We start from the raw sequence: 26457 nt of genomic DNA, 5'->3' as shown, positions 1-26457 counted from the left end.
GCGACAGAGGGGCACGTGAGCGCCATCGCCTGGGGCCATCGTGAAGGCGGATCCGTCCTGCACCGCCTGCCTGCGCGGACGAAGCTCATCATCACCGTCGCTTTTGCCGCCGTCGTCGTCGCCACGCCACGCGAGTGGTTCGCGGCGTTCGGCGTCTACGCGGTCATCGTGGTCACCGGGCTTGTCATCGCACGCGTGCGGCCACGCGTGATCGCCCGACGGATGACGATAGAGCTGCCCTTCGTCGTGTTCGCACTGCTCCTGCCGTTCATCGCGCTGGGTCCCCGCATCCGGGTGGGGCCGGTCGAGCTGGCCGTCGAGGGGATCTGGGGCGCGTGGGGGCTGCTCGCGAAAGCAACACTCGCCGTCGGCGCCGCCACGGTGCTCATCGCGACCACAGAGCCGCGGCGCATGATCCAGGCCCTCTCCGAACTGCGACTGCCTCACGTGCTCGTCTCGATCATGGGCTTCATGATCCGTTACCTCGACCTCATCGTCGACGAGTCCCGGCGCATGAAGATCGCTCGCGAGTCTCGCGGGTTCCGGGCGCGCGGACCCGGCTCCTGGGCGATCATCGCGCACGCGGCGGGGGCAGTGATCATCCGGTCGCACGCCCGCGGCGAGCGCGTGCACCTCGCGATGCTCTCCCGGGGAGGGTCGGGATGAGCGCAGCATCCGTGTCGGTGCAGCGCCTCGAGTTCGCCTACCCGTCGGGAGCGCGGGTGCTCCACGGCGTCGATCTCGAGATCGCGGCGGGCGAGCGCGTCGCCGTGCTCGGTCCGAACGGGGCGGGCAAGACGACCCTCATGCTGCATATGAACGGCATCCACCTTCCCCAGCGCGGGGCCGTGCGCATCGGGGACACGGAGGTCACGCGCTCAACCGTGGCCGACGCCCGACGGCGCGTCGGCGTCGTCTTCCAGGACCCGGACGATCAGCTGTTCTTGCCCACGGTCGGCGAAGACGTCGCATTCGGGCCCCGCAACCACGGGATCCGCGGAGCCGAGTTGGACGCGCGCGTGGATGCTGCCCTGACGCGCGTCGGATTGGAGCGCGAACGCGATGCCGCGCCGGGCCGGCTCTCGCTGGGTCAGCGGCGCCGCGCGGCGATCGCGACCATCCTGTCGATGGATGTCGACGTGATCGTCCTCGACGAACCGACGTCGAACCTCGACCCGGCCGCGCGCCGCGACCTCACACGCACGCTCGCCGAGGTGGACGCGACGATCGTCGTCGTCACGCACGACCTGCCGTACGCACTCGAACTGTGCCCCAGGTCGGTCATCCTCGACGGCGGACGGATCGTCGCCGACGGCAGGACGTCCGACATCCTCGCTGACGACGGGCTGCTCCGGGCCCATGGACTCGAGTTGCCCTGGGGATTCGATCCGCGCCTGCCCCGTCCCGTCCCGGCGCCCGGAGCCGAAACGCCTCTCAGCCGGCCGTCAGTCGGCGATTGACGCGAGCGAGTTGGCGTCTGATCCGTTCGTGCAGCCCTGTCGCGGTCTCGGCATCCGTCACTTCGGCGACGGCTCCCCAGTGGATCGCGACATGCTCACCCGGCTGCGCACTGTCCCCGAACGGCACCCCCACTCTTCTGGGCGCGTCATCGTCTTCGAGGACGAGCGTCCCCTCCCGGTATCGAAGTCGCGGCCCGACGACCGACCACTGCACCTCGGACGACTCGACGATCCGCGCCGGCAGGATCGCGCACGACTCGAGTACCTCCACGGGTTCGGACCGCCCCGTGCTCAGCAGCCGGGTCCAGGGATACACGCCGAACACGTGAAAGGCGTGGTGCGGTGCCGCCTCAGCGGCGAGTGACTCGTCGAGATACGCCCAGTAGGAGCCGGCTTGGGGGCCGATGATCGCCAGCAGATCCCGCCAGAAGGCTGACGGATCGATCGCGTCACCCTCGGCAGACCCGGTCCAGTATGCCCGCACCGCCCTCTCGTCGAGCGGGTCGCATCCGAGCAGCCGGCCGATGACGACCAGATACGGCCAAGCTCCTGAGAAACGGGCCGCCGCGGCACGGACGTCGACCTCGGCGCCCTCACCACGGGCGACCTGCGCGAGCAGCGGTGCACCGTCGGGCCCGCAGTAGCCTTTCTCGTTCGGATGGTAGGCGTACCGGGCGAACACGCGCTCCCCGGGTGGTCGGGCGCCCTCGCTCACGCGCGCGCCACGGCCTGCGCGGCCTCCCGATGCAGGCGACCGAAGTTGTAGTACGCGGCACATGCCCCCTCCGGCGACACCATGCACGTGCCGATCGGCGTCTCGGGCGTGCATGCGGTACCGAACACCTTGCACTCCCACGGCTTGATCACACCGCGCAGCACGCTGCCGCACTCGCACGCGGGCGGGTCTTCGACCCGCACGCCGGGCAGGGAGAACGTCTTCTCGGCGTCGAAGCGTTCATAGTCGGGATGGATGCCGTACCCGGACCGAGGGATGTACCCGAGGCCACGCCACTCGAACGTGTCCCGCACCGCGAACACCTGCTGCATCAGCGCGAGTGCCGCCGGATTCCCCTCCCGCCGCACGACCCGGGAATACTGGTTCTCAACCTCGCAGCGCCCCTCCTCGAACTGTCTGAGCAGCATCTCGACGGACTGGAGGATGTCCAGCGGCTCGAACCCGGTCACAACGATCGGCAGACCGTATTCGGCGGGGATGAAGTCGTACACGGTCGTCCCGACCACCGTCGAGACGTGTCCGGGACCGATGAAGCCGTCCAGGTCGAGGTCATCGGCATCCAGGATCGCCCGCAGCGGGGGTTCGATGAGCACGTGGTTGCAGAAGATCGAGAAGTTCCGCACGTCCAGGGCTGCCGCGCGGGCGATCGTGACCGCCGTGGAAGGTGCGGTGGTCTCGAACCCGACGGCGAAGAACACGACCTTCTTCTCGGGGTTGTCGATCGCGATCTTCAGCGCATCCAGCGGTGAATACACGAAGCGGACGTCCGCTCCGGCCGCCTGCGCCTGCAGGAGGCTGCCTTCGGTCCCGGGCACCCGCATCATGTCGCCGAAGGTCGTGAAGATCACACCAGGGCGGTGTGCGAGCCACACCGCATCATCGACGCGACCCATCGGGATGACGCACACGGGGCACCCGGGGCCATGCACGAGCTGGACAGCCTCGGGAAGCAGGTGCTCGAGGCCGTGCCGGTAGATCGTGTGGGTGTGGCCGCCGCAGACTTCCATGAACGAGAGCGTGCGCCCGAGTCGCTCCGTCTGGGCATCGATGACCTTCAGCAGAGAACGGGCGGCAGCGGGATCGCGGAACTCATCGACGAATCGCATCAGACGATCTCCGTTTCCATGAACGCTTCGAGCTCTTCGTCGTAGGTGCGCCCGAGCTTTCGAATCTGGTCGAGGGTGACATCCGCTTCCCGTTCGTCGATCCTGCTCATGGCGAAGCCCACGTGGACGAGCACCCAGTCCCCCACCTCGAGCGGCTCATCAGCGAGCAGGCGGGTGGAGATCACCCGGCGGACACCGCTGACCTCCACGGACGCGAGGTGCTCGTCGGCATCGACGACCTCGACGATCTCACCGGGTATTCCGAGACACATGGCTGACCTCTCTCTCAGCAGATCCGGGGAAGGGGGTCGCCGACGAGCATGTCGACGATGCGAGTGCCGCCGAAGGCGTTGCGCACGGCCACGATGTCGGAGGGGCTGGCGACCACCTCACCGATGACGGCAGCGATCTCGCCGCCGGGGAGCGACCGGAGCGCGGCAAGCGCGGCATCCGTGCGTGCCGCCGGAACGACGGCAGCGAACATCCCCTCGTTCGCGACGTAGAGCGGATCGATGCCGAGCATGTCGCACGCGCCACGAACGACGGGCGCGACCGGAACCGCCTCGTCATCGATGATGACCCCGTGGCCGGACGCCTGCACGAGCTCGTTGAGCACGGTCCCGAGGCCACCGCGCGTAGCGTCCCGCATCCAGCGCGTGTGCGGCGCGGCGTCCAGGAGCGCCTCGACGAGTCCGTTGACCGCGCGGGAGTCGGAGTGGATCTCTGCGTCGATCGCGAGGTTTCCGCGAGCGAGCATGACCGCCATCCCGTGTGCGCCGATCGGACCGGAAACGAGGATGCGGTCTCCGGGTTCGACCAGGGATGCGCCGAGCCGCCGCTCGTCGGGGACCGTGCCGATCCCGGCCGTCGTGATGAAGAGCTTGTCCGCGGCGCCCCGCGGCACCACCTTGGTGTCGCCCGCGACGATCTGGACTCCTGCGGTCTCGGCGGCCGCCCGCATGTCGGCCGCGATCTCGCGGAGGGTCTGCACGGGAAGCCCCTCTTCGATGACGAAGGCTGCGGTGATGGCCGTGGGCACCGCGCCGCTCACAGCGAGGTCATTGACGGTGCCGTTGACCGCGAGATCTCCGATGCTGCCGCCGGGGAACCGGATCGGGTTCACCACGTACGAATCGGTGGTCAGCGCGACTCGACCCGCCGGTCGAGCGAGCACCGCGGCGTCTCCGGGATCGCCGGGAGTGGGCGACCCGAACGCTTCGAAGAACACGGCGTCCACGAGGGCCGCGGATGCCTTCCCGCCTGCGCCGTGAGCCAGGGTGACCACCTCGTCGATCAGGCGGGGGCGGCGGCGGCGGAACGCCTCGATCCGCGCGAGAACTTCGTCCTCGGACTCGTTGAGTCGGTTCTTCCCCCGACGGGCGGTGTCGGATGCCGTGGGTTCAGCGGTCATGACATCACCGCCGAACGCGTCGGCACGACCACAGCGTCGGGGAGCGGAACCGTCGCGATCGCCATTCCCGCGTGAATGAGCACCAGATCGCCGGGCGAGACCCGACCGACGATGGTGACGTCGATCTGCTCGACACCGTCCGCAGTGCGCACCCGCGCGGGAGCGAACAGCACGGGTGGGGCCGCGACGACCTCGCCGAGGCGCCCCTCGTCGCTGCAGGTCACACAGACCTCGTCGGTGCACTCCACGACGGCCGGCTCCAATGCCGCGGCATCGTGTCGTAGGTCTTCCGCCAGCACGAGGATGCGGGACACGATCTCGGGACCTCCCTCGACGCACACGGTGGCCACTCCCTCGGGAGGGCGCTGTGACGAGCCCACCCAGATCCCGGCGACCCCCCACGCCGGGAGGCGCGCAAGCAATCGGTCGCGGTCGGGGAAGGCTCCCACGACGATCGCGGCGTCCCCGGTGCGGGCCGCGGACCGAAGCTCCGCGCACGGATCCTCGCCCGACACGACGGAGATGGTCGGCACATCCACGGGAGCGTCGGAGACGACGTGGACGGACCGGCCTAAAGCCCATGCCCGGGCGACATGAACGGCCGCGATGCGCAGGTCGCTCGCCGGTGCGGCGGTCACAGTCCGACCCTCGCTTCGGCAGCGATCGCGCCGTCATCGTCGACGATCCCGGCATCCTGCATCGCACTCATGACCTGATCCACCTGGTCGGCCGGGACCCGAGTGAGGGCGAACCCGGCGTGCACGATGACGTAGTCGCCGACCTGGAGATCGGGCAGGAAATTGAGCTTGACGTCCCGGGTCTCACCGGCGAAGTCGACCTCGGCGACGATCGCGCCGTCGGGCTCCTCCCACCGCTCGAGGATCCGGCCTGGAATCGCAAGGCACATCGGCTCACTCCCCTCCGCCGGACCGACCGGCGATCATCAGGTGTCCAGCGAGGGCTTGGCCGAGGCTCAAGCCGCCGTCTCCGGCGGGTACCCGACGGTGAAACATCGTCGGGACGCCGTCGCGGGAAAGTCTAGACCGCACCCCACGCAGCACGATGCGGTTCTGCGCGACCCCACCCGACAGGCCGGCCGCGTCAGCGCGCCCCGATCGGACGAGATCACTGAGCGCGGACGCGATCCACGTGGCGGCGCCGTCGTGGAACCTGCGCGCGAGGCACGGCACTGCCTCTCCTGCCCGCATCCGGTCGACGATGTCGGCGACAAGCGCCGGCAGGTCGCCGGGCACATCACCGTGGCCGCCGTGAACGCACGCGTCCGCTGCCGCCTCGAGCTCCATCGCTGCCTGCGCCTCGTACGTCATGCGTAGACGGATGCCGAGAATCGCCGCGACCGCATCGAAGACCCGGCCCAGGCTTGTCGTCGCGACGACCCCGGGGGCGTCCGGCGCGTCCAGCTGTGAAAGGACGAGGGCCAGCTCTGCCGGCGGCGCATCGAGCGTCGCAGGGATGGCGGACCCATCGATGTCCCAGTCCCGCAGGAGACCCGCCGCAGCGCGCCATGGCGCACGGGCGGCGGCGTCGCCACCGACGAGACGAAAGCTCGGCACATGCGCGGCGCGGTGGTAGTCGAGGGGGTCCGCCCCCAGCACCAGCACCTCACCGCCCCAGATCGTCCCATCATCGCCCCAGCCGGTGCCGTCGACGGTGGCGACCGCGACACGTGTACCGACGGCGCCGTGTTCGGCGAGCAGGCTCAGCGCGTGCGCGTGGTGATGCTGGACCTGGACCAGGGGGGTACCCGTGCGCTCGGCTTCGCGTTCGGCCCACCGCGTGGTCGCGTAGTCAGGATGCAGATCGGCGACGAGCAATGCCGGCGCACTCCGGTGCAGACCCTCGAACTGGACGACGCCGCGCTCGAACGCCTCCTGGCAGGCGAGCGACCCCATGTCGCCGATGTGCGCGGAGAGGAAGGCGCGCCCGTCGCGCACGATCGCGAACGTGTTCTTGAGTTCTCCGCCGACGGCCAGGACAACACCGGCACTCTCGGCGGGGGGCAGCCGAATCGGCAGCGGGGCGTATCCGCGGCTGCGCCGGATCGGAATCGGGTCCGGCGCGCCGTCATTTGCGACGAGGACCGAATCCTCAACGGGAACATGGATGCCGCGGTCGTTCGTGAGGAACAGATCGGCAATGCCCCCCAACACCGCGACGGCGTCATCGTCCCGATAGCACAGCGGGTCGCCCGAGACGTTCCCGCTGGTGGCGACGACGACGTCGGTCGGGTCCAGCAGGAGCTCGTGGACCGCGGCCGAGGGCAGCATGATGCCGATCCGCGACAGCCTCGGGGCGACGGTGGGCGCGAGGTCGAAGCCCTCCGCTGTGTCGGCGATGACGATGGGGCGCGCAGGGCCCGCCATGTCGCGTGCCGCCGTCGGGTCGAGCCTGGCGATGCGCGAGGCCTCCTCGATGGACCCCGCCATCACCGCAAACGGCTTGTCGGGCCGACGCTTGCGATCTCGCAGGCGTCGCACGGCAACGTCGTTGCGAGCGTCGCACAGCAGGGTGTATCCACCGAGGCCCTTGACCGCGATGATGCGCCCTTCTCGGAGCGCGGATCGAGTGGCTGACAGCGCCGCCGCTGCGGAGCGCAGCGGCGATCCGGTCGAATCGGTGAGCGTCAGAGTCGGACCGCAGTCGAAGCAGCTGATCGGCTGCGCGTGGTAGCGCCGATCGAGCGGGTCCTCGTACTCGGCCTGGCACGCGGCGCACATGGGGAAGACCGACATCGTCGTCAATGGCCGGTCGTACGGAAGATCCTGGATGATGCTCAGGCGCGGGCCGCAGTTCGTGCAGGTGATGAAGGGGTACCCGTACCGCCGATCGGTCGGGTCGCGCAGTTCGCGGCGACAGTCGTCGCAGCATCCGACATCCGGCGGGATCAGCGTACGAGCCCCCTCCGTGCGTCGGCTCGCGACGATCCGAAAGCCGCTCTCTCCCGGGATCACGTCCCGCGGGAGAGTGCTCATGTCGTCGATGTGCGCGAGCGCGGGCGCTTCCTCACGCACCGCCCGGAGGAACTCATCGATTGCCACAGGGTCTCCCTGCGCCTCGATGAACACGCTTTCGTCGTCGTTGCCGCACCAGCCCGTGATGCGGCACGCCGCGGCGGCACGGGCGACATGCGGCCGAAAACCGACACCCTGCACCACACCGTGCACGGTCACCGCCACGCGCGTGGTGGGCACGACAGCGACGCCGAAGCGTGGCGTGTCAGTGCCCGCCGCAGCCACAGCCCTCGGGGCCGCACGAGCCCGCCCCGGTTCCACAGGCGCCCGCCGATACTGCTCCGGGACCGCGGAACAGGGACTCGAGGCTCACGAATGCGACGGCGCGCGTCGAGTTCGGCGCCGCGGCGGGAGCGGTCGCCTCGGCCGTGGCGGACGGGTCGGGCATCCGGATGATGCCATGCATGCCGAGCAGCATCCGCACCGCCGGATCGTCGACGAGTTCGAAGAGCAGTTCCTTGCCCCGCGGGTCCTCGCGCAGCCTCCGCACGATCGCTGTCAGCCCGTCCTTCGACACGGCATCCAGGGCGAGCGCGAACTCCTCGGCGACGGCCCGGCTTGCGGGGTCGAGCCGGCTGATGTCCGCGACCGCCGCATCCAGTCGGGCAGCCGTGCTCTCCAAGGTGTCAGTGTCGAGCATCGTCATCGGATTCCTCCCCATTCGTCCTGGCGGGCCGGCATCACGCCGAGCTGCCCGCCGCCACCAACTGATCGCGCAGATCGCGCACGATCGCCGCCGAGTTCTCGTCGCCCTTCGAGGCGAACAGGAACTCCGCCTCGTCGAATCGTCCGCGCGCATCCTCCAGGAGCCCGAGATGAGCCAGCGCATTCCCCTGGTTGGAGAGCACGCGGGCGCGCCCGAGTGCATCCTTTTTCGGCGAGCGGGTGCGCAGCACCACCTCGTAGAGGTCCACCGCCTCCATCAGGTTGTCGCGCTGTCGGGCCGACGGGGCGTAGACGAGGGCATTCGCCAGGTTCAGCCGCGCGCTCGCCCACTCCTCGGCATCATCCTTCTCATCGAGCAGCCGCGCGGCGGTGCGCAGCGACTGGATCGCGATCCCGACGCGCAGCATGTCGGCATCGGACATGACCGGCGCCGCCAAGTACGCCGTGCCGAGATTCAAGTGGAGACGAGCGAACAAGGGCCGGTTGTCGGACTCATCCAGGAGGCGGAGCGCGTCGGTGTATCCCTGGATCGCTTCCGCGACCGACCGCCGACCTTCTATTGCCAGCCCGTGGATCAGTCCAGCGCGGTGATAGAGCGCTTCCGCATACGCCGACCGGAGATCCGTGCCCTTCAAGAGCGCAACGGCCTCATCGGCATCAGCGAGATCATGCGCGCGGCCGGCGAGCTCACTGAGGATCACACCCGCGAACGCGGACGCGATGCCGCGCGCCTGCTGGGCGGCGGCCCGCAGGCACTCCACCGCCTCGTCCTCGTCGCCATCGGCCAGCGCGTGGGCTGCTTGCGACGTGAGGACGAGGGCGGCTACCTCGCCCGTAGCCGATCCGACCTCGGGGGGGATGCTGGTGTGCCCCAGGGTGAAGGCGACGTGGTCGACCAGGGGGCGCCACTGCTCACCGAGCGCCGCGGTGACCTCCGCGCGCGTCACACTGTCGGGATCCACGACGAACAGGTTGTACCGATCCACTGGGCGATCGGATGCCGCGAAGACAACAGCGGCGTCCTCGACCCGTCCTTCGTAGGCAAGTCGGATGCCCTCGAGCACGTCCGGCCACGCCGCGGGGAGGCGGCCCGACACCAGCGACTCCCGAACGGCATCCGTGCCCTCGCCGACGACGAGCAAGAGCCCGGCCGGCAGCGGAAAGGCGCCGAGGGGCTGGGGACGGGCGATCTGGGTCATCAGGCACGCTCCTCGATGATGGTCAGCCGGCGACGCTTTCGCGACCACTCCGCGGAGACGAATCCCACCGGGTAGTCGTCGGCGAGCGCCTCTCGCAGCAGGACGCTTCGGTCACCCGCGACGTTTCGCTGCTTGAGCATGAGGCCGCCGGAAGCGGCGACGCCGACCGGCATCACGACGATCTCGCCCGTCGGGGCACGCAGGGCCGCAATCCGGTCGTCGGGGAAATGGGCGCGGGCGAACTGCGCGGGGAGCCGGAGGTGTCCCTCGGGCGTGAACTCCACAGTGACCTGCTCCACCTCGTCAGTCATCACCGGACTCCGCAAGGGACGCGATGCGCTGACGTACGATCTCGAGCGCCCGCTCGATGGCCGTGTCGACGACCGGGCTGAGCGGGTCACCGAAGGCGAAGGAGCCTCCCTCGATGAGGAGGACGTCGATGTCATCAGGCATGAGAGGACCCAGGAGCCACCGGCCGAAGGCAATCGCGTGGTCCCACCGGAAATCGTGGCTTCCCATCGCGCCGGCCGGGGGTAGTTCGGCGACGATGTCTCCGGGAACCGCGAACAGCGTTCCCGGCTCTGCTCCCGTGCGGGACGCATCGATGATCAACACCCTGTCCGCATGGCGCATCTCGAAAGCCACGCCCATACCGCTCGTCCCCCCGTCCGCGATCCGAATCCGGTCCGGAACCGGACCGGATTCCCACAGCCGCCGGATCAGGACAGGCCCCGCAGCGTCGTCCCCACGGAGAATATTGCCGCATCCGATGATGAGCAGATCGACGCGCGGATGCTCTTGTCCGTCGTCGATCAGACGCCACGGATGAACAGGCTCGAGCACCTGCGCAGGCTCTCCGCCGTGCGCCGCGTCTCTCGTTCCCTGCTCTCCCACGCTCAGCACATGTTGTTGATGACGAACGACGACATCTCCCGCCCGGTCTTGCCGTCGTACGCGTGCACGGTGCACACCAGGCACGCGTCGAAGCTGCGGGTGACGTGTCCCAGTTCGACGGGGTCTTCGAGGTCGTACACCGGAGCGCCGATGAGCGCCTTCTCGATCGGACCGACGACAGCGTCCTTGTCCCTCGGCCCGATGTTCCAGGCGCTCGGCGTGATGACGTTGTAGTTCGCGATCTTTCCGTCCTCGATCACGATCCAGTCCTGAAGCGCACCGCGCGCGGCCTCGGTGCCGCCGTACCCGCGCGCGGACACGGGGTCGGTGGGCTCCGCGAAGAACGAGCCGTGCAGGTCGATCTGGTTCAACCAGTTCTTCACGAGCTTGTAGTACTTCGCCGCCTCGTGCATGCGCGCGAGCTGACGCACCAGAACCGAAGGGCCCTTCTGCGCCATGACATCGGTGAAGAGCGGGTCATAGTCCTGGAAGTCCTTCGTCTGCGGCTTTCCCGCGACGACCTGCCGCGCCAGCGGCCCCGCCTCCAGCGGGAGACGTCCGACGCCGGGGACGTCGTAGCGCGGCGCCTTCGCGAACGAGTACTTGTCCTGCTTCGCGCCGAGTTCCGGGTCGATCGCGTTCTGCTCCCCATCGAAGGGGTGCACGACATCGTCGCCGCGGTAGAAGGAATGGGCGACGTCCTCGCTCACGCGCGCTTGGTCGTACTCGTGGTGGGAGCCGTTCGCGTAAACGCCAGACCGGACCACGAGAGCGTCGTTGCGTCCCTCGATGGTCGGCCGGTCATACGAAGCGGGATCGAAGTACGTGCCGGCGGCGATGTAGTTCCCCCAGCCCTGGCCGTACGTGTCGAGTCCGATGTCGAGGGCGTACCGGATGAAGAAGCCGCAGTCCGAATTGCGATGAGCGTCGCTCTCCTCCACCCACGCGAGGATGTCCTCCCACGTCTTGTTCTCGAGCCACCTGTCGACCGTGCAGCCGAGCCATTGCTTCTCGAGCCACGCGTTCTTCCAGTTGTCGAGAATCGCGTGCGAGCGCGTGACGTCACTGAGGGTGGGTGCACCCATGATGCCGCCGGGGACCATGAAGGAGGAGTGCGGCCACTGTCCGCCGAAGATGGCGTAGATCTCGACGGGCTTCTGGCTGAGCACGACACCGGGCTGGTAGCTCGTGCCGACGTAGGCCGAGAACCGGCGGCACGCCTCCTCGTACAGCGGCGACGCCTTGTATTTCTCGTGCGTGAGGTCGATCGCGAAGATCGCGTAGAAGTACCGCGGGATCGACTGCAGCGTCTCGACGGCCTGACCGATGTTGCGAACGAGCGTCGCGTTGTGCGGCACGAACGTCTGGAACGCGGTGTCCAGCGCGTAGCACGCCTTGTAGAGGTGGCTGCCGCCGCAGATCCCGCAGATGCGCGGGGTCATGATGAGCCCCGCGCGCATGTCCTTGCCGCGCAGGATCGTCTCGAATCCGCGGAACATCATCGCCTGGGTCCAGGCATCCGTCACGACGCCGTCTTCAATGGTGACGCGCACGTCCAGGTCGCCCTCGACACGGCCGAGGGGGCTGACGTGCAGATCGACGGTAGAACTCATGTGCTGTGCCTTTCGGGCTAGACGACGAACATGTCCTCTTTGGACCACTTGGGTGCGGAGATCCGCGCCGCGGCGGCCATGGCCATGTACGTGACGTGGTCCTCTCCGGGCGGGAGGTCCTTGGGGATGGCGCCGGCGATCAGCTGCGTCTTGAAGACCGATCCCGGCATGAGGTCGGCGAACGGGAACTCGGGCTCGGTGCACCCGAGGCAGGGCATACCTGCACGGGTCTTGGACGACTGGCGGTTCCAGAGGATGCGGTTGCACGGCGCGTGGGTCATCGGGCCGCGGCATCCGAACTCGTAGAACAGACACCCGGTGCGCGTGCCCTCACCGAAGCTCATCGTCGACTGCTTGAACTCGAAGAACGTGTTGCGGGTGCAGCCGTTGTGGACGAACTGGGTGAAGAAGGTCTGGGGTCGGTTGAGGTCATCGAGGGCGATGTCGCCGACGCGCCCGGTGGCCAGGGCGACGATGATCTGCGTGATCCAGTCCGGGTGCGCGGGGCAACCGGGGATGTTGATCACGGGCAGGCCCGACTTGCTGCGCCAGTCAGCGCCGAGGAAGCCACCCTTTGCCTTTCGGTGGAATTGGAGTCCCGTCGAGTCGCTGGGGTTGGGGGCCACCGCGGGCAGCCCCCCGAAGCAGGCGCAGTCGCCGATGGCCACGACGATGGATGCCGCCTCAGCGAGGTCTGTCACCCAGTCCTTCATGGGACGGTCGGCGAACATGTCGAAGCGACCGGTGCCGTCGGGGCCTTCGATGACGGTCCCTTCGAACACGAAGATGTCCAGCGGTCGCTTTCCCTCCGCGCAGTCCGTGAAGATCTTCTGCGCTTTCACCCCCATCTCGAGGCCGAGGGTCGGGTGCCAGAGCACCTCGAGTCCGAAGTCCACGATGAGGTCGACGACGCTGGGCTCGTCGGCGTTGAGGAACGACATGGTGTTCCCCGAACAGGCACCACCCTGCAACCACAGCACGCTGGTCATGGCCGCTCTCCTTCCGTTGCGGTCGCCTCATCCTCTTCGCGAAGGGAGCGACCGAGTTCCTTGACGATTCGCAGCGTGAAGGCCAGGCCCCGTCGAACGTCCGGATCGCGGGTCATGCCGCTGATCGCCAGGATGCTCGGCGGTTTCTGCTCCGCTTCGGCCTGCGCCTGCTCCGTGGCACGGCCCACGCCTGCGGCGAGGCGTGTCAGCAGATCAAGAAGCGCGGGTTCGAGCAGGCCCGAGGAGCCGATCTTCTCGACGAGGTCGGCATCCGCGACGTGCTCGAGCACGGGAATCGCCTGATCCGCAACCTTCAGGAGCGCAGGACCCGCGGCGACGGCGCGCTTGCCGACAGGGCTCTCCGTGACCATCGCCACCGCTTCGTGGTAGCTGGTCGCAACGTTTTCGACGATGTTGTCGGAGTGGGCGAAGAAGCCGCCGACCACGTCCAACAGGCCCGCGACCAGTTCGGCGTTGTCCAGCAGGTGGTTCAGGGATGCGACGGTTTCGGGATCCGCGAGGCGCTGGCGCAGTCGCTCGGCCTCGATGTCGGCGCCCGTGATCTCATTCACGTCGTCAGTGGTGAACACCGCGCTCATGCCATCGGCCTCCGATCAAGGCCCTCTGCGATGACGGGCCCCTGGCATGAATGTATCCCTCAAACGACACACGATGTATCCATCTGGCGCATGAACTATCCTGAATGCGAACCTCTCGGAGGCACTGTGACTCGTCCCCTGCGCACGCCACCGGCCCTCGCCGGCGCCCCATCGATTCGCACCGATGACCCGCGACTGCTGGCCGCCGAGATCAGTGCGATCCTCGGGCGCGCCACGCTCGCCACGCACGACGGCCGCGCCGCGCTCGACGGCGCACTGTTCGTCCGACAGTTCGACTCCATCTCGCTCGCGTACCTGGACATCGGCGCGGCCACGACCGTCGACATCCCCTCGGCCTCGGATGCCGTCATCGTGTGCATGAACCAGGGCGGGGGGCTCTCAGCGCGCATCGACGGGCTTCCGGTGCGCACGAGCACGGTGCAGGCGATCGTGCTCTCCCCGGGCGTCGGGGTACGTCTCGAGATGACTCCGGATGCCCCCCAGCTCCTGGTGCGCCTCGAGCGCGCGGCGGTCGAGGCCGCCCTCGCGCGGATGCTGGGTCGGCGCGTCGGTGAACCCCTGCGGTTCGACCCCCTTTTCGAGCTGAGCTCACCCGAGTCGATCCGCTGGAGCATTGCCGTGCAGCTGCTGAGCACCGAGTCCATGATCGACGGATCGCTCCTGACGCTTCCGTTCGGCCGCCAGAGCATCACCGATCTGCTGGTGTCGTCGCTCTTGCTGTTGCAGCCGTCGAACCACTCCGCAGCGCTTCGACAGGAGGCGGCATCCGGTCTCATGGCGGATGCGATGACGCACATCGAAGAGCACCTCGCCGAGCCGTTTCGCCTGGAGAGCCTCGCGCAGGCCGTGCATGTCTCACCGCGCCACCTGCAACAGTCCTTCCGTCGCCGGCTGGGCACGACCCCGTCCGCCTACGTGCGCGACCGACGGCTGGAGCGCGTGCGGGCCGAACTCGCCGACGCCGATCCGCGGCGCGGCGCGACGGTGGCAGGAATCGCCCAGCGGTGGGGATTCACCCACGTCGGGCGCTTCGCCATCCAGTATCGCGAGCGCTTCGGAGAGTCCCCCTCCCGCACGCTGCGAGCGCACTGACACGGCAGCTTCCCGGCGTGCGGACGCCGGCTCTAGGGTGAGGGAGCACAGAAGCAACAGCCGAGTCGTCGATCGGAGCAACGGATGCACGAGCTTTCGCTGTGCCGTTCTATCGCGGCGATCGCCGAACGATCCAGCGGCGGCCGCCCGGTGTTGTCCATCCAGCTGGACGTCGGTCAGCTCCGACAGGTGGTTCCCGAGACCCTCGTGTACTGCTGGGGCATCGTCTGCGAGAGTTCGCCCTCGTTGGCGGGCTCCCGCCTCGAGGTGACGTCGGTACCCGCCGTCGTCGCCTGCCGCGAATGCTCCGCCGACTCGACGATCACGGGTGTACCCATCCTCGTGTGCGCGTCGTGCGGAAGCGGTTCGGTGGTCGTACGATCTGGGGAGGAGTTCCTCGTCCGGTCAATGGAGGTCGGCGAGCAGGAGGGGATGTCAGATGGGTCGCTTTCACCGCCACGATGACGGGACTGTGCATTCGCACGACCACGATCACGATCACCACGACCACAACCACGACTCCGGTCATACCCACGGCGAGGACCACATCGGCGATCACTCCGGGTACGAAACCGGTGCGGAGCGGATCGACGTGCTCGAGCGGATCTTCAGCGAGAACGACGCCGCCGCGGCGCGGAATCGGCGCGCTCTGGATGCGGCATCCGTCGTCTCGATCAACCTGATGTCCTCGCCCGGAGCGGGAAAGACGACCCTCTTGGAGCGAACCCTGGCCGAACTCGAGGGGCGCGTGCGGGTCGGGATCGTCGAAGGCGACATCGAGACAGCTCTGGACGCGGACCGACTCACCGGCTACGGCGCGCAGATCTCCCTTCTGAACACCGGCAACGGGTTCGGTGGCGAGTGTCACCTCGACGCTCCCATGGTCGACCGCGCATTGCGCGGCCTCGAGCTCGATGCTCTCGACCTCGTCGTCATCGAGAATGTCGGAAACCTCGTGTGTCCGGCCGAGTTCGACACCGGCGCTCACCACCGCGCGATGGTCGCCTCGGTGACCGAGGGGGAGGACAAGCCCCTCAAGTATCCGGTGATGTTCCGATCGGTGGACGTGGTGGTCGTGAACAAGACCGACCTGCTCCCCCACCTGGATTTCGACCTCGACGCGTTTCTCGCGAATGTGCGCGCCGTGAACCCCACGGCGCGCGTCATCCTCACCAGCGCAAAGGCCGGGGACGGGCTCGACGAGTGGTTCTCCTGGATATCGGAGATCACCGCGTCGACCTCGGCGATCAGCGAGCGCTGACGTCGGCGGCGCCGGATCAGCGATCCGCCGATCCCGCCGCGGGTCAGGCGACCTCGCCGGCAGCGACGATCTCCGCGAGCCCGGCGACCCGCGAGAGGTGGTACACCCCGTAGGCGTCGGCTTCCCGGATGCGGCGCACATCGGCATCCGTCGGGCTCGTGTGAGCGAGGGTGGCGGTGAGCATCCGCGCGTGCATGAGCCCGCCCGCGAGGAACCCGAGCAGCATCAGGTACGGGACACTCACGGCGTATGCGTCCCGGGTCATCCCGAACCGCAGGAGCTGAGCGGTCGCGGATTGGGCTGACGCACGCGCCGTCTCAAGTCGATCTGCGGTGCGCGCCGCGACCGGATGGTCCACTCCCCGCAGCTGCGCGACCGCCTCCGAGACCTCGTCGAGCACACGCCCGACCGTCGCCCCGTCGTCGCGGATGACCTTTCGCCCGATCAGGTCGTTGGCCTGGATAGCGGTGGTGCCCTCGTAGATCGGCATGATCCGGGCGTCGCGGTAATGCTGCGGGGCACCGGACTCTTCGATGAAACCCATGCCGCCGTGCACCTGGATCGCGTCCGAGGTGATCCGCAGCGCCTCCTCGGTCGTCCAGCCCTTGAAGATCGGCACGAACAGTTCTGCCAGACGGATGCCGTCCTCGTTGTCGGCGCGGTCGAACAGGTCACCGACGAGGACGCCGAGCGCGCGCATCGCGCTGATCTCGCTGGCCATCGACAGCAGCAGGCGACGCACATCGGGATGCTCGGCGATGGGCGACCCCGCGGGACGGTCCAGGACCGACCCCTGCATGCGTTCCTCGGCATATGCCCGCGCCCGCTGGTACGCACGGTCGCTGATACCGGTGGCCTGCAGACCCATACCGACGCGGGCAGAGTTCATCATGACGAACATTCCGGCGAGCCCGCCGTGGAGCTCGCCGACGAGGTAGCCGGTTGCGCCCTCATAGTCCAGCACGCAGGTCGGGCTGCCGTGGATGCCGAGCTTGTGCTCGACCGAGACGGTCGTGACGGCGTTGCGCTCCCCCGCGTTGCCGTCGGCATCGAGCAGGTACTTCGGGACGACGAACAGCGAGATCCCCTTCGCGCCCTCGGGAGCATCCGGGGTGCGCGCGAGGACCAGGTGGACGATGTTGCCTGCGACATCGTGGTCGCCCCACGTGATGAAGATCTTCTGGCCCTTGAGCGACCACGAGCCGTCCCCGTTCGGCGTGGCCATCGTGCGGATCGCGCCGAGGTCGGTGCCCGCCTGCGGCTCGGTGAGGTTCATCGTCCCGGTCCACTCGCCGCTCACGAGCCGCGTGAGGTACTGCTCGCGCAGCTGGTCGGAGGCGTAGGCATCCAGCGCGTGGATCGCTCCCGTCGTGAGCGCGCTGCACAGCGCGAAAGAGGTGTTGGCCGCGTTCCACATCTCGCCCAGGCCCGCCTGTACGAGCGCCGGCAACCCGTCACCGCCCGCGGACTCGGGAGCCTCGGCGGTGATCCAGCCGGCCTCCACGACGGCGCGATAGGCCTCGGGGAACCCGGACGGGGTCTTCGCCTGGCCGTCCACGACCGTCACGCCCTCGCGGTCGCCGGATGCGTTCAGCGGTGCGAGCACCTCGGCCGCCAGCTCTCCCGCCGCCGAGAGGGCATCGACGGCATCCTCGGCGGACAACGCTCCCCCCGTGGCGCGCGCCACGAGATCGGTTCCGAACGCCTCGGCGAACAGGAACGCATAGTCGTCGACGGGAGGGACGTAGGCAGAGGTGTCGGCCATGGCGGACTCGCTTTCACACGGAAGTGGAACTGAGACTCATGATACGTGACACTCCGTGTCATCCGTCCGCGCAGCATCCATCTCTCTTCCCGCCGAACCCACATCTTCCGCGCCGAACCCACAGCTTTCGGCACGCAAGTCCTGTGGGCTCGCGCCGGACTCTGTGGGTTCAGCGAGGGTGGCAGGGGCGGGGCGCGGGGACCGGAGGGTCAGATGAGGCCGCGCTCCAGGGCTACCGTCACGGCGTGGGTGCGGTCGGCGACCTCGAGCTTCTCGAACACCTTCAGCAGGTGCGTCTTCACTGTCGACTCGCCGATCCCGAGGTCGGCGGCGATGAGCTTGTTACTGCGGCCGCGCGCCGCGAGGCGCAGTACCTCGATCTCACGTGGAGTGAGGGCCACGGATGCCGCGGGCTCCCGCATCCGTGACACCAGCCGCGCCGCGACCGCCGGCGACAGCGCCGTCTGTCCGGCGGCCACCGAACGGATTCCCGCGACGATCTCGTCTTGTGGGGCAGCTTTGAGAAGGTAACCGGCAGCACCCGCCTCGATCGCCGCGAGAATCTGGTCGTCGCTCTCGTAGGTCGTGAGGATGAGCACGCGCGGCGCATCCGGACCCGAAGCCACGATGCGCGCTGTGGCGGCCACGCCGTCGAGCACCGGCATCCGCAGATCCATGAGGACGACATCGGGCCGCTCGCTTTCGGCAAGTGCGACAGCCTGCGCGCCATCGGATGCCTGGCCGACGACCTCGAATCCCTCCTCATCGGCGAACAGGCCGGCAAGCCCCGCGCGCACGACGGGGTGATCATCAGCGAGCAGAAGACGGATCACGCGGTCACTCCCGCCCGCGGCAGCACGATCGTGAGCACCGCGCCCCGCCCCGGCTCCGAGACCACCTCGACCGAGCCGCCCGCGAGCGTCGCGCGGTCGCCGATGCCATCGAGCCCGAAGCCGGTCCGCGCCGCCGACGTGTCGAAGCCGACGCCGTCGTCGCGAACCGTCATCCGCACCCCGTCGACGTCGCTCGCGACAGCGACGGTCACCAGAGTCGCCTGGGCATGCTTGCGGACGTTCGCGAGCGCTTCCTGCAGGCAGCGAAGCAGCACCACCTGCTGCTCGCGGTCCAGATCCACTCCCGCCGCCACATCGACGTCGATCGCGAGACCGACCTCCGCCCGAAAGCGCGCGGCGAGGCGCTCGATGGCGGCGGCCAGTGCCTCGTCGGCGGGCACGGCAGCCATGCGGGCGACAAGCGCCCGCGATTCGGCCAGCGCCTCGCGCGCGGTCTGCTCGATCGTCGCAATCGCCTCCGCCGCGGCATCCGTTCGACCGTCCCTGGCCTGCCGGCCCGCACGTTCGCTCAGGAGGACGAGGCCCGCGAGGGTCTGGGCGAGAGTGTCGTGGATGTCGCGGGCGATGCGCTCCCTCTCCTCGGCGGCGCCGCGGTCACGACTGAGCGCCTCGATCTGCGACTGCGCGTCGGTGAGTTCGGTCACCAGGCGTGCCCGCTCCTCGCCGTACTCCGCGATGCTCGAGATCCACAGCCCGAGCGCGATGGAGAAGACGACAGCGAGACCGCCAGAGAGGAGGCCGTCCCAGAAGGACTCGAGTGTGAAACCGCCGCGAAAGAGGAAGCCGACGAACACGCCGAAACCGATCGCGGCCGAGCCGGCGATGCCGCCGCGTCGGGTGCGCACCGAGACCCAGACGAGCGGGTAGGCAAGCGTCTGCAGCATCGCCATGAAGGGCGCCGCAGCGACACCGATCCCGATCGAGATCGTCACCAGGATGACGAACACCGCGGCCAGCGGCGCGCTGCCGTTGCCACAAACCAGCCGCCGACCCATGGTGAAGTATGCGACGACGAGTAATGCAGCCGAGATCGCGACGAGGATCCGAGTCAGCAGATCGGGGGCGGCAAACACCAGGATGAGGGCGACGATGGCCGCTGCCACGGCAGGGACCACAAGGTCCCACCACCGTGTTTCGCTCATCGTCGCCCCTCCCGCTGCCTCTCGCGTGATCGCCTCAGGCTACGCGTCGCGTCGGATCCACCGGAAGGTGATCCGACTGATGACCAGCCCGACGACGAGCCAGACCACCAGCGCCACAGCCACCCAGCCCAGATCCCACGCGCCATTCTGCTCGAGCGCCGCGTACTCGGGCGGCAGGAAGACGGCGCGCATGCCCTTGGCCATCCACGCGAGCGGGAACACATTGGCGACGTTCTGCAGCCACTCGGGAAGCAGCCAGAAGAAGAGGTAGACACCCGAGATGAACTGCAGCACGAGCGCGACGGGGATGACGACGGCAGAGGCGCTGCGGGCGCTGCGCGGGATCGCCGACAGCGCGATGCCGAGGAATGCCGAGGTCGCAAGCCCCAACAGGAACACCCATGCGAAGGTGAGCCACGACTCGGGGTCGCTGGGAAGCTCGACGCCGAGGACGAGCGCCGCGAAGGCGAGCACCGCCGCCGCCTGGACGACGCCGGTCACAAGCACCTGCCCGATCTTTCCGACGAAGTAGCTCACCGGCGACAGCGGGGTACCACCCAGCCGCTTGAGCGTCCCGTCGTGGCGCTCGAGTGCGATGTCGATCGCGAGGTTCTGCAGACCCGACAGCAGGACGCCGGCCGCGAGCATTCCCGGCAGGTACATCGCCGCCGCCGACAACGGCGGAAGCCCCTGTCCGTAGCTGACTTCGCCGTCGGCGCCGAAGACCGTGCTGAACAGGGCGAGCATCAGGATCGGGAACAGGAAGGTGAAGAAGATCGACTCCGGCGAGCGCGTGTAGCCACGGATCTCGAACCCGGTGCGCCGGACGCCCTGGCGCAGCGTGTGGAACGGACTGAGCCTGGCGGCCGACACCGGACCGGTCGAGGTGTGAAGGGACGTACTCATCGCTGGGCCTCCGAAGTGAGAGAAGACGAGGGGGTGGATCCCGCGGTGGCATCGCGGTCGGTGGCCGCGCCCTCGGCATCCGCGTCGCTGGGCTCGGTGACCATGCCGAGGTAGATGTCTTCCAGGGTGGGGCGACGAATCTCGAGCTCTTCGGGTTCACCGCCCAGACGCTCGGCGAGCGCGCGGGTGAACCGCCACGGCTCGGGCGTGCGTTCGGTGCGACGGGTTCCGCTCTCGCGCCAGCTCACCCGCGGCATCCGGGCGTCCTCGCCGCCGAAGGTCGCCACCGGGCCGATGGCCTGCAGGACGCCCCGGTCGATGACGGCGACCCGATCGGCCAGTTGCGCCGCCTCGTCGAGATAGTGGGTGGTGAGCAGGATCGTGGTGCCTTCGCCCTGAAGTCCCCGGATGAGCCCCCAGAACTCTCGCCGCGCCTGCGGGTCGAACCCCGTCGTCGGTTCGTCGAGGAAGAGGAGCTCCGGGTTGCCGATGATGCCGAGGGCGACGTCGACGCGGCGCTGCTGGCCGCCCGAGAGTTTGGAGATGCGCGTGTTGGCCTTCTCCTCCAGACCCACAGCGGCGATCACCTCATCGACATCGCGCGGCCGGGGGTAGTACCCCGCGAACTGGCGCAGCTGCTCGCGCACGGTGAAGGCTCCTGCCTGTCCGGTCGTCTGCAACACGATCCCCAGACGCGCCTTCCACGCGAGTCCGCCGTGCCCGGGGTCATCGCCGAGCACCGTGACCTCGCCGCTCGTGCGACGCCGGTACCCCTCGAGGATCTCGACGGTCGTCGATTTTCCGGCACCGTTCGGGCCGAGCAGAGCGAAAGTCTCACCGCGGACGATGTCGAACGACACATCGTCGACCGCGGCTCGTGATCCGTATGTCTTGCGCAGGTTCCGCACCCGCACCGCATCGTTGTCCATGCTTCCAGCGTGCCGCAGCGGTCACCGCGGCAACAGCGGCCGATGGGCTGGTGGGGCATCCACCATTCGGTGGATGCCCCACCTCATCCGCTCCCGGGGATGCCTCACCCACGGCGACTACGATTGCTGCCGTGACCGAACGCGCTCCCCTCTCCCGCAAGCTCTCCGCCATCGCCGAGTCGGCGACCCTGAAAGTCGATGCGAAAGCGAAAGCGCTGCAGGCGGCGGGGCGGCCCGTCATCAGCTATGCCGCGGGAGAACCGGACTTCGCGACCCCGCAGTTCGTCGTGGATGCCGCCGCGGAGGCGCTCCGGGATACGAAGAACTTCCGGTACACGCCCGCGGCCGGGCTCCCGGACCTGCGTCAGGCGATCGCCGAGAAGACGCTGCGCGATTCGGGTCTGGAGGTCACGCCCGCCCAGGTGATCGTGACCAACGGCGGCAAGCAGGCTGTCTACCAGGCGTTCCAGGCCGTCGTGAACCCCGGCGACGAGGTGCTTCTGCCCGCGCCGTACTGGACCACGTATCCCGAAGCGATCCAGCTCGCCGACGGCATCCCGGTGGAGGTCTTCGCCGGCGCCGAGCAGGACTACAAGGTGACTGTCGAGCAGTTGGAGGCAGCACGCACCGACCGCACGACCACGCTCGTCTTCGTCTCGCCGTCGAACCCGACCGGCGCCGTGTACACCGAGGAAGAGACGCGGGCCATCGGCGAGTGGGCCCTCGCGCACGGCATCTGGGTCATCACCGACGAGATCTATCAGCACCTCGTCTATGAGGGCGCCCGCGCGGTCTCGATCGTCGAGACTGTCCCCGAGCTTGCGGGTCAGACGATTCTCGTCAACGGCGTGGCGAAGACCTACGCGATGACCGGGTGGCGTGTGGGCTGGATGGTGGGTCCTGCCGACGCGATGAAGCTCGCCGCGAACCTGCAGTCACACCTCACGAGCAACGTCAACAACGTCGCACAGCGGGCGGCGATCGCCGCGCTCACCGGACCGCAGGCCGACGCCGAACGGATGAGGCAGGCCTTCGATCGCCGTCGTCGAGTGATCGTCGCGGAGCTCTCGAAGATCCCCGGCGTGACCGTTCCGACACCGCTCGGCGCGTTCTACGCGTACCCCGATGTGCGGGGTCTGCTCGGACGCGAGTGGCGCGGCACACGTGTCGAGACCTCGCTGGAGCTTGCCGACCTGATTCTCGATGAGATCGAGGTCGCCGTTGTTCCGGGTGAGGCGTTCGGCCCCAGCGGCTACCTCCGCATGTCGTACGCGCTCGGCGACGACGCACTGCTGGAGGGCGTGCGCCGGATGCAGGACCTGTTCTCCTAGCATCGCCGTCGCCCGGGCCCGGCGGGCGGCTCCGGCCGAGTGCGCCGGCGGGACGACTACAGGTCGACGCCGACGAGGACCGGTTCGGGCTGCAGGATGAGGCCGAACTCGGCCTGTACCCGGCCCTGGATGAAGCGGGCGAGCTCCGCGATCTCCGCGGCTGTCGCGCCGGCATGGTTGGTCAGCGCAAGAGCGTGCTTGCTCGAGAGGGCGGCGCGGGAGCGCGGCAGATGGAACCCTTTGCGGATGCCGGAATGCTCGATGAGCCACGCCGCGCTGACCTTCACATCCGGCTCGGAGGTCGTCGCCGGCGGCACGTAGCCGTCGAAGGACTCGAGCGGGATGATGCGTACCGGGTCGGCGATCGCCACTTCTGCGTCGGGGCGCACGGGCCACCGGGGACAGTCGGGCGGGAGCGTCCGCGCGAAGGATACCGAGACCACGGCGTTCTGGAAGAAGGACCCCGCGCTGTAGGTATCGGGATCCGCGTCATCGAGCACCATGCCCTTGCGGGCGCGCGTGGCAAGGACGTGGTCGCGAACCCACTGCAGCGTGACCTCGTCGTCCTCGCCGAGGCCGAGAGCCTGCCGGAGCTGCGCGCCCCGCAGTCGCCGGGGAGCCGGCCCCACCTCGAGCAGATCGAGGGTCACCGAGAGGATGACCGCACGCCGAATCGGCTCGGACCCGTAGTGATGCTTGAGAACCGACGTCCGGAACCCGAGACCGAGTTCGGCTGCGGGCACGGTCGAGACCTCACCGCTGTCTGCGTCGATGAGCTCTACCTCCACCAGCGTCTGCACGATCTCCTGACCGTACGCGCCGACGTTCTGGACCGGCGCCGCACCCACGGTCCCGGGGATGCCCGACATCGCGGCGATGCCCGAGAGCCCCTCCGTCACGGTGTGCGCGACGAGGTCGTCCCAGTCGTGTCCGGCCTGGATCCGGAGGCGGGCGACCTGGGGCGCGGGTGCGGGAAGCCGCTCGATGCCGCGGGTGAGGATGCGCACGACGGTGCCCTCGAACGGTTCATCGCCCACGAAGAGGTTCGACCCGCCCCCGAGGACGAACCACGGCTCGCCCGTCGCCCACGCCTCACGAAGCGCTGCGACCAGCTCCTCCCGGTCGTGCGCGTCCCACATGCGGGCGGGCTCACCGCCGGTGCGCAGTGTCGTCAGGCTCGACAGCGGCCTGGGCGCGACCTCGGGCATCAGTCTCGGCGGGCGCGGAGGCGAGCCTTGCCCAGCACCGCGGTGTCGGCTGCCGTCACCGCGAGTTCGACGGTGACCGCCTCGTCGTCGATCGCGGTGATGGTCGCCCTGACGGTCACGTCGGCTCCGGCATCCGGGTCCACCACGACCGGCCGCGTGAAGCGGACGCCGTAGTCGAGGATGCGACCCGCATCTGCGAGCCAGGGCACGACAGTCTCGACGGCAAGGCCCATCGTGAGCATCCCGTGTGCGAGCACGCCGGGAAGTCCGACGGATGCGGCGACGTCATCGCGGTAGTGGATCGGGTTGAAATCCCCGGATGCGCCGGCGTAGCGCACAAGCGACTCGCGCGTGAGATGCACCGTACGTTCGGCGACGACATCCCCCACGGCGATACCGGAGGCATCGGTGACGTTCTCGGTCATTCGTCATCTCCTCCCACCAGCAGCACGGACGTCGCCGTGACGACGTGGGCGTCGTCTGCATCCGTGATGGTGGCCTCGCTCGTGACCATCGCGCCCTTGCCGAACGGGCGCACCTGCGTGATGGCAAGGGTCGCCACCAGCTCGTCACCGGCGACGATCGGACGGGTGTAGGCGAACCGCTGCTCGGCGTGGATGAGCCGGTGCAGTTCGATCCCGGAGTCCGGCACGGCGAGCAGCTGCTGCAGCGTGAGGTCCTGGATGACCATCGCAAAGGTCGGCGGGGCGACGACGTCGGCGTAGCCGAGCGCGCGCGCGGCATCGGGATCGGTGTGCTGGGGGTCATCCGCGAACACGGCGCGGGCGAACTCGCGGACCTTCTCGCGTCCCACGAGGTACGGCGCGGTGGGCGGGAAGTCCCGCCCCACCAGTTCAGGGTTCACAGGCACTAGCCCATCCTATCGAGCGACCCCGGACCGGTCCTTGGCGCGGTGGCTACCGCTTGGCGGATGCCGCGCTCCCCTCGATCACTGCGCAGACCGTGTCCCACCACTGCTGCGACGCCGCCCGAAGACCCGGCAGACGCTCCGCCGCCTCGCCCCGGATCTCGTCGGCCCTGGCGGTGAGGTCCGCCAGGAGACGTGGAGCATCCGGCAGATCATCCAGGTCGATCACGCTGCGCTGTCCCCAGTGACCGAGCGCACCGCGGAGCTTGATCCGGGTGTAGCGATCCGCCGACAGTGCCAGCACGGGCGTACCGGCCGGCGTGGCGAACACGGCGGGGTGGTAGCGGCAGGTGATGAGTAGATCGGCGCTGCGCACCAGGTCCGCGGCCTCCCGGGATGTGCCCGTCGGGACGACGGTGGACGGTTGAGACATGCGCGTGCGGATCCGCTCGTGCACTGCCGCATCGCCGCGTGGCGGCGCGGTCGGATCGAGCGGGCCGAAGTGAGCGTGAAACGACACCGGCCCGACCGCGAGCGCGGCGGCATCGACGAGCATCGCGATCCGTTGCTCGACCTCATCCGCCGGTCGTCCCGCAAACCACCCCGACAGGCTCACGACCACGCCTCCGCCAGCCCCACGCACCGGATCGCGCTCTGACAGACCGAGGAAGGAAGCGTCATCGACGTTCAGCGTCGCAGGCACCCCCCACGACGCCACGAGCGCGGCGGTGTCCGGCTCGCGCACCCCCACGAGGGCGGCCTCGCGCAGCATCCGTGCCACGACGGCGTCATCGGGCGCATCGAGGTCAGGACCGAGCGTCTGTCCGGTGACGACGACCGGCAGCCCTCGCATCCGCGCCATACTCACCAGCGTCGAGCGTTCGAACACGTGAGTGGGCCACCGGGACGCGAGGTTGCCGCCGCCAGCGTTCACCAGTGCCTCCGCCGCATCGAGCGCCGCGATGGTCTCTCGTGCCGGGTCCTCCGGCTCGAGCCTGGCCGTGCCTGCGGCGACCGCGAGCAGGTGCTCCGCGCGCCGCGCGGCCTCCACGCGACCCAGCCCCTCGAACCCGAGCCGCGGCACCGCCGGGATGCCGTACCGAGCGGCGGTCTCGGCGGGATGGGAGCTCACACCGATGGCGTCACGACCACGCTGCGCCAGCTCGACGACCGCGACCTCGAACATCGCCTCATCCCCGATGTGGAACATGCCCTCGAGCGCGCCGACATCACCGATGATGAGAACTGACACGGCTTTCTCCAGCGTTCGAGAAGAGGGGGAGGCCGCCACAGATCCGTGGCGTTGTCAACCCTACGGGGCCGCGGACGCAACGGTCACCTCGGGGCAGTACGATCACGGTGTCCGGGTGGGGGC

General features: G+C 68.8%; 29 protein-coding genes. 6 read left to right on the top strand and 23 right to left on the bottom strand.

What is annotated here, in order from left to right:
• The first annotated feature begins 15 nt into the window (after positions 1-15).
• Both cbiQ and AC3ENO_RS01875 read left to right on the top strand, forming a co-directional pair.
• On the top strand, positions 16-666 hold the full coding sequence (gene cbiQ, locus AC3ENO_RS01880; RefSeq protein ID WP_434968909.1) for a cobalt ECF transporter T component CbiQ: 651 nt from the start codon (positions 16-18) through the stop codon (positions 664-666).
• Positions 663-1460, top strand: coding sequence for an energy-coupling factor ABC transporter ATP-binding protein (locus AC3ENO_RS01875; RefSeq protein WP_434968908.1), 798 nt, complete (start codon positions 663-665; stop codon positions 1458-1460). The genes cbiQ and AC3ENO_RS01875 overlap by 4 nt, the downstream gene beginning before the upstream one ends.
• On the opposite strand, the gene AC3ENO_RS01870 is transcribed toward AC3ENO_RS01875, so the two are convergent.
• The 14 genes from AC3ENO_RS01870 to AC3ENO_RS01805 are packed head-to-tail and all read right to left on the bottom strand — an operon-like array spanning position 1435 to position 13705.
• Positions 1435-2175: a DUF6390 family protein gene (locus AC3ENO_RS01870; RefSeq protein ID WP_434968907.1), complete on the bottom strand. Its 741-nt coding sequence runs from the start codon at positions 2173-2175 to the stop codon at positions 1435-1437. The genes AC3ENO_RS01875 and AC3ENO_RS01870 overlap by 26 nt on opposite strands.
• A complete protein-coding gene (hypD, locus tag AC3ENO_RS01865) occupies positions 2172-3302 on the bottom strand; it encodes a hydrogenase formation protein HypD (protein ID WP_434968906.1) in 1131 nt (376 codons plus the stop codon). Before hypD ends, AC3ENO_RS01870 begins: the two co-directional genes overlap by 4 nt.
• A complete protein-coding gene (locus AC3ENO_RS01860; protein WP_434968905.1) occupies positions 3302-3574 on the bottom strand; it encodes a HypC/HybG/HupF family hydrogenase formation chaperone in 273 nt (90 codons plus the stop codon). The genes hypD and AC3ENO_RS01860 overlap by 1 nt, the downstream gene beginning before the upstream one ends.
• Before the next feature lie 14 nt (positions 3575-3588).
• Positions 3589-4713, bottom strand: coding sequence for a hydrogenase expression/formation protein HypE (gene hypE / locus AC3ENO_RS01855; RefSeq protein WP_434968904.1), 1125 nt, complete (start codon positions 4711-4713; stop codon positions 3589-3591).
• The gene (locus AC3ENO_RS01850) at positions 4710-5351 is read right to left on the bottom strand and encodes a hypothetical protein (protein WP_434968903.1); all 642 of its coding nucleotides are present in this window, start codon (positions 5349-5351) and stop codon (positions 4710-4712) included. Before AC3ENO_RS01850 ends, hypE begins: the two co-directional genes overlap by 4 nt.
• Positions 5348-5620, bottom strand: coding sequence for a HypC/HybG/HupF family hydrogenase formation chaperone (locus tag AC3ENO_RS01845; protein WP_434968902.1), 273 nt, complete (start codon positions 5618-5620; stop codon positions 5348-5350). The genes AC3ENO_RS01850 and AC3ENO_RS01845 overlap by 4 nt, the downstream gene beginning before the upstream one ends.
• A 4-nt stretch (positions 5621-5624) precedes the next feature.
• Positions 5625-7925 (bottom strand): carbamoyltransferase HypF, encoded by a 2301-nt coding sequence (gene hypF / locus AC3ENO_RS01840; protein WP_434968901.1) that lies wholly within the window; start codon positions 7923-7925, stop codon positions 5625-5627.
• A gap of 25 nt (positions 7926-7950) precedes the next feature.
• Complete coding sequence (locus AC3ENO_RS01835; RefSeq protein WP_434968900.1) at positions 7951-8391, bottom strand: hypothetical protein; 441 nt, start codon at positions 8389-8391, stop codon at positions 7951-7953.
• Between the two features lie 34 nt (positions 8392-8425).
• A complete protein-coding gene (locus tag AC3ENO_RS01830; protein WP_434968899.1) occupies positions 8426-9610 on the bottom strand; it encodes a tetratricopeptide repeat protein in 1185 nt (394 codons plus the stop codon).
• On the bottom strand, positions 9610-9921 hold the full coding sequence (locus tag AC3ENO_RS01825) for a hypothetical protein (RefSeq protein ID WP_434968898.1): 312 nt from the start codon (positions 9919-9921) through the stop codon (positions 9610-9612). Before AC3ENO_RS01825 ends, AC3ENO_RS01830 begins: the two co-directional genes overlap by 1 nt.
• Positions 9914-10453: a hydrogenase maturation protease gene (locus AC3ENO_RS01820; RefSeq protein WP_434968897.1), complete on the bottom strand. Its 540-nt coding sequence runs from the start codon at positions 10451-10453 to the stop codon at positions 9914-9916. The genes AC3ENO_RS01825 and AC3ENO_RS01820 overlap by 8 nt, the downstream gene beginning before the upstream one ends.
• Before the next feature lie 53 nt (positions 10454-10506).
• Entirely contained in the window at positions 10507-12117 is a 1611-nt protein-coding gene (locus AC3ENO_RS01815; protein WP_434968896.1) for a nickel-dependent hydrogenase large subunit, read from the bottom strand.
• Between the two features lie 17 nt (positions 12118-12134).
• Positions 12135-13106, bottom strand: a complete 972-nt coding sequence (locus AC3ENO_RS01810) for an NADH-quinone oxidoreductase subunit B family protein (RefSeq protein WP_434968895.1) — start codon at positions 13104-13106, stop codon at positions 12135-12137.
• Complete coding sequence (locus AC3ENO_RS01805; RefSeq protein WP_434968894.1) at positions 13103-13705, bottom strand: DUF1641 domain-containing protein; 603 nt, start codon at positions 13703-13705, stop codon at positions 13103-13105. Before AC3ENO_RS01805 ends, AC3ENO_RS01810 begins: the two co-directional genes overlap by 4 nt.
• Before the next feature lie 126 nt (positions 13706-13831).
• Between AC3ENO_RS01805 and AC3ENO_RS01800 the strand changes: the two genes are divergently transcribed.
• The 3 genes from AC3ENO_RS01800 (at position 13832) to hypB (ending at position 16079) form a co-directional block, all read left to right on the top strand.
• Positions 13832-14818: an AraC family transcriptional regulator gene (locus tag AC3ENO_RS01800; protein WP_434968893.1), complete on the top strand. Its 987-nt coding sequence runs from the start codon at positions 13832-13834 to the stop codon at positions 14816-14818.
• 84 nt (positions 14819-14902) lie between these two features.
• Positions 14903-15283 carry a hydrogenase maturation nickel metallochaperone HypA/HybF gene (locus AC3ENO_RS01795; protein WP_434968892.1) on the top strand — a complete coding sequence of 127 codons (381 nt, stop codon included), beginning with the start codon at positions 14903-14905 and terminating at the stop codon, positions 15281-15283.
• Between the two features lie 7 nt (positions 15284-15290).
• Positions 15291-16079, top strand: a complete 789-nt coding sequence (gene hypB, locus AC3ENO_RS01790) for a hydrogenase nickel incorporation protein HypB (RefSeq protein WP_488185753.1) — start codon at positions 15291-15293, stop codon at positions 16077-16079.
• A 43-nt stretch (positions 16080-16122) separates the two neighbouring features.
• Here hypB and AC3ENO_RS01785 read toward each other — a convergent pair whose 3' ends face one another.
• The 5 genes from AC3ENO_RS01785 to AC3ENO_RS01765 all read right to left on the bottom strand — a co-directional run bounded on the left by AC3ENO_RS01785 (position 16123) and on the right by AC3ENO_RS01765 (position 21675).
• Positions 16123-17844, bottom strand: a complete 1722-nt coding sequence (locus AC3ENO_RS01785) for an acyl-CoA dehydrogenase family protein (protein WP_434968890.1) — start codon at positions 17842-17844, stop codon at positions 16123-16125.
• Between the two features lie 209 nt (positions 17845-18053).
• Entirely contained in the window at positions 18054-18677 is a 624-nt protein-coding gene (locus AC3ENO_RS01780; RefSeq protein ID WP_434968889.1) for a response regulator, read from the bottom strand.
• Positions 18674-19840: a sensor histidine kinase gene (locus AC3ENO_RS01775; RefSeq protein WP_434968888.1), complete on the bottom strand. Its 1167-nt coding sequence runs from the start codon at positions 19838-19840 to the stop codon at positions 18674-18676. The genes AC3ENO_RS01780 and AC3ENO_RS01775 overlap by 4 nt, the downstream gene beginning before the upstream one ends.
• 39 nt (positions 19841-19879) lie before the next feature.
• On the bottom strand, positions 19880-20746 hold the full coding sequence (locus AC3ENO_RS01770) for an ABC transporter permease (protein WP_434968887.1): 867 nt from the start codon (positions 20744-20746) through the stop codon (positions 19880-19882).
• Complete coding sequence (locus AC3ENO_RS01765; protein WP_434968886.1) at positions 20743-21675, bottom strand: ABC transporter ATP-binding protein; 933 nt, start codon at positions 21673-21675, stop codon at positions 20743-20745. The genes AC3ENO_RS01770 and AC3ENO_RS01765 overlap by 4 nt, the downstream gene beginning before the upstream one ends.
• A 131-nt stretch (positions 21676-21806) precedes the next feature.
• Here AC3ENO_RS01765 and AC3ENO_RS01760 point away from each other — a divergent pair, with 131 nt between their 5' ends.
• A complete protein-coding gene (locus AC3ENO_RS01760) occupies positions 21807-23006 on the top strand; it encodes a pyridoxal phosphate-dependent aminotransferase (RefSeq protein WP_434968885.1) in 1200 nt (399 codons plus the stop codon).
• Between the two features lie 56 nt (positions 23007-23062).
• On the opposite strand, the gene AC3ENO_RS01755 is transcribed toward AC3ENO_RS01760, so the two are convergent.
• The 4 genes from AC3ENO_RS01755 to AC3ENO_RS01740 are packed head-to-tail and all read right to left on the bottom strand — an operon-like array spanning position 23063 to position 26334.
• Entirely contained in the window at positions 23063-24214 is a 1152-nt protein-coding gene (locus tag AC3ENO_RS01755; RefSeq protein WP_434968884.1) for a UDP-N-acetylmuramate dehydrogenase, read from the bottom strand.
• The gene (locus AC3ENO_RS01750; RefSeq protein WP_434968883.1) at positions 24214-24639 is read right to left on the bottom strand and encodes a MaoC/PaaZ C-terminal domain-containing protein; all 426 of its coding nucleotides are present in this window, start codon (positions 24637-24639) and stop codon (positions 24214-24216) included. The genes AC3ENO_RS01755 and AC3ENO_RS01750 overlap by 1 nt, the downstream gene beginning before the upstream one ends.
• Positions 24636-25085, bottom strand: a complete 450-nt coding sequence (locus AC3ENO_RS01745) for an FAS1-like dehydratase domain-containing protein (protein ID WP_434968882.1) — start codon at positions 25083-25085, stop codon at positions 24636-24638. The genes AC3ENO_RS01750 and AC3ENO_RS01745 overlap by 4 nt, the downstream gene beginning before the upstream one ends.
• Positions 25086-25131: 46 nt before the next feature.
• Positions 25132-26334, bottom strand: coding sequence for a polysaccharide pyruvyl transferase family protein (locus tag AC3ENO_RS01740; protein ID WP_434968881.1), 1203 nt, complete (start codon positions 26332-26334; stop codon positions 25132-25134).
• Positions 26335-26457 lie beyond the last annotated feature (123 nt).

It is taken from the genome of Microbacterium sp. bgisy207, from assembly GCF_057706855.1.
This window is presented reverse-complemented; position numbering and strand designations above follow the sequence as displayed.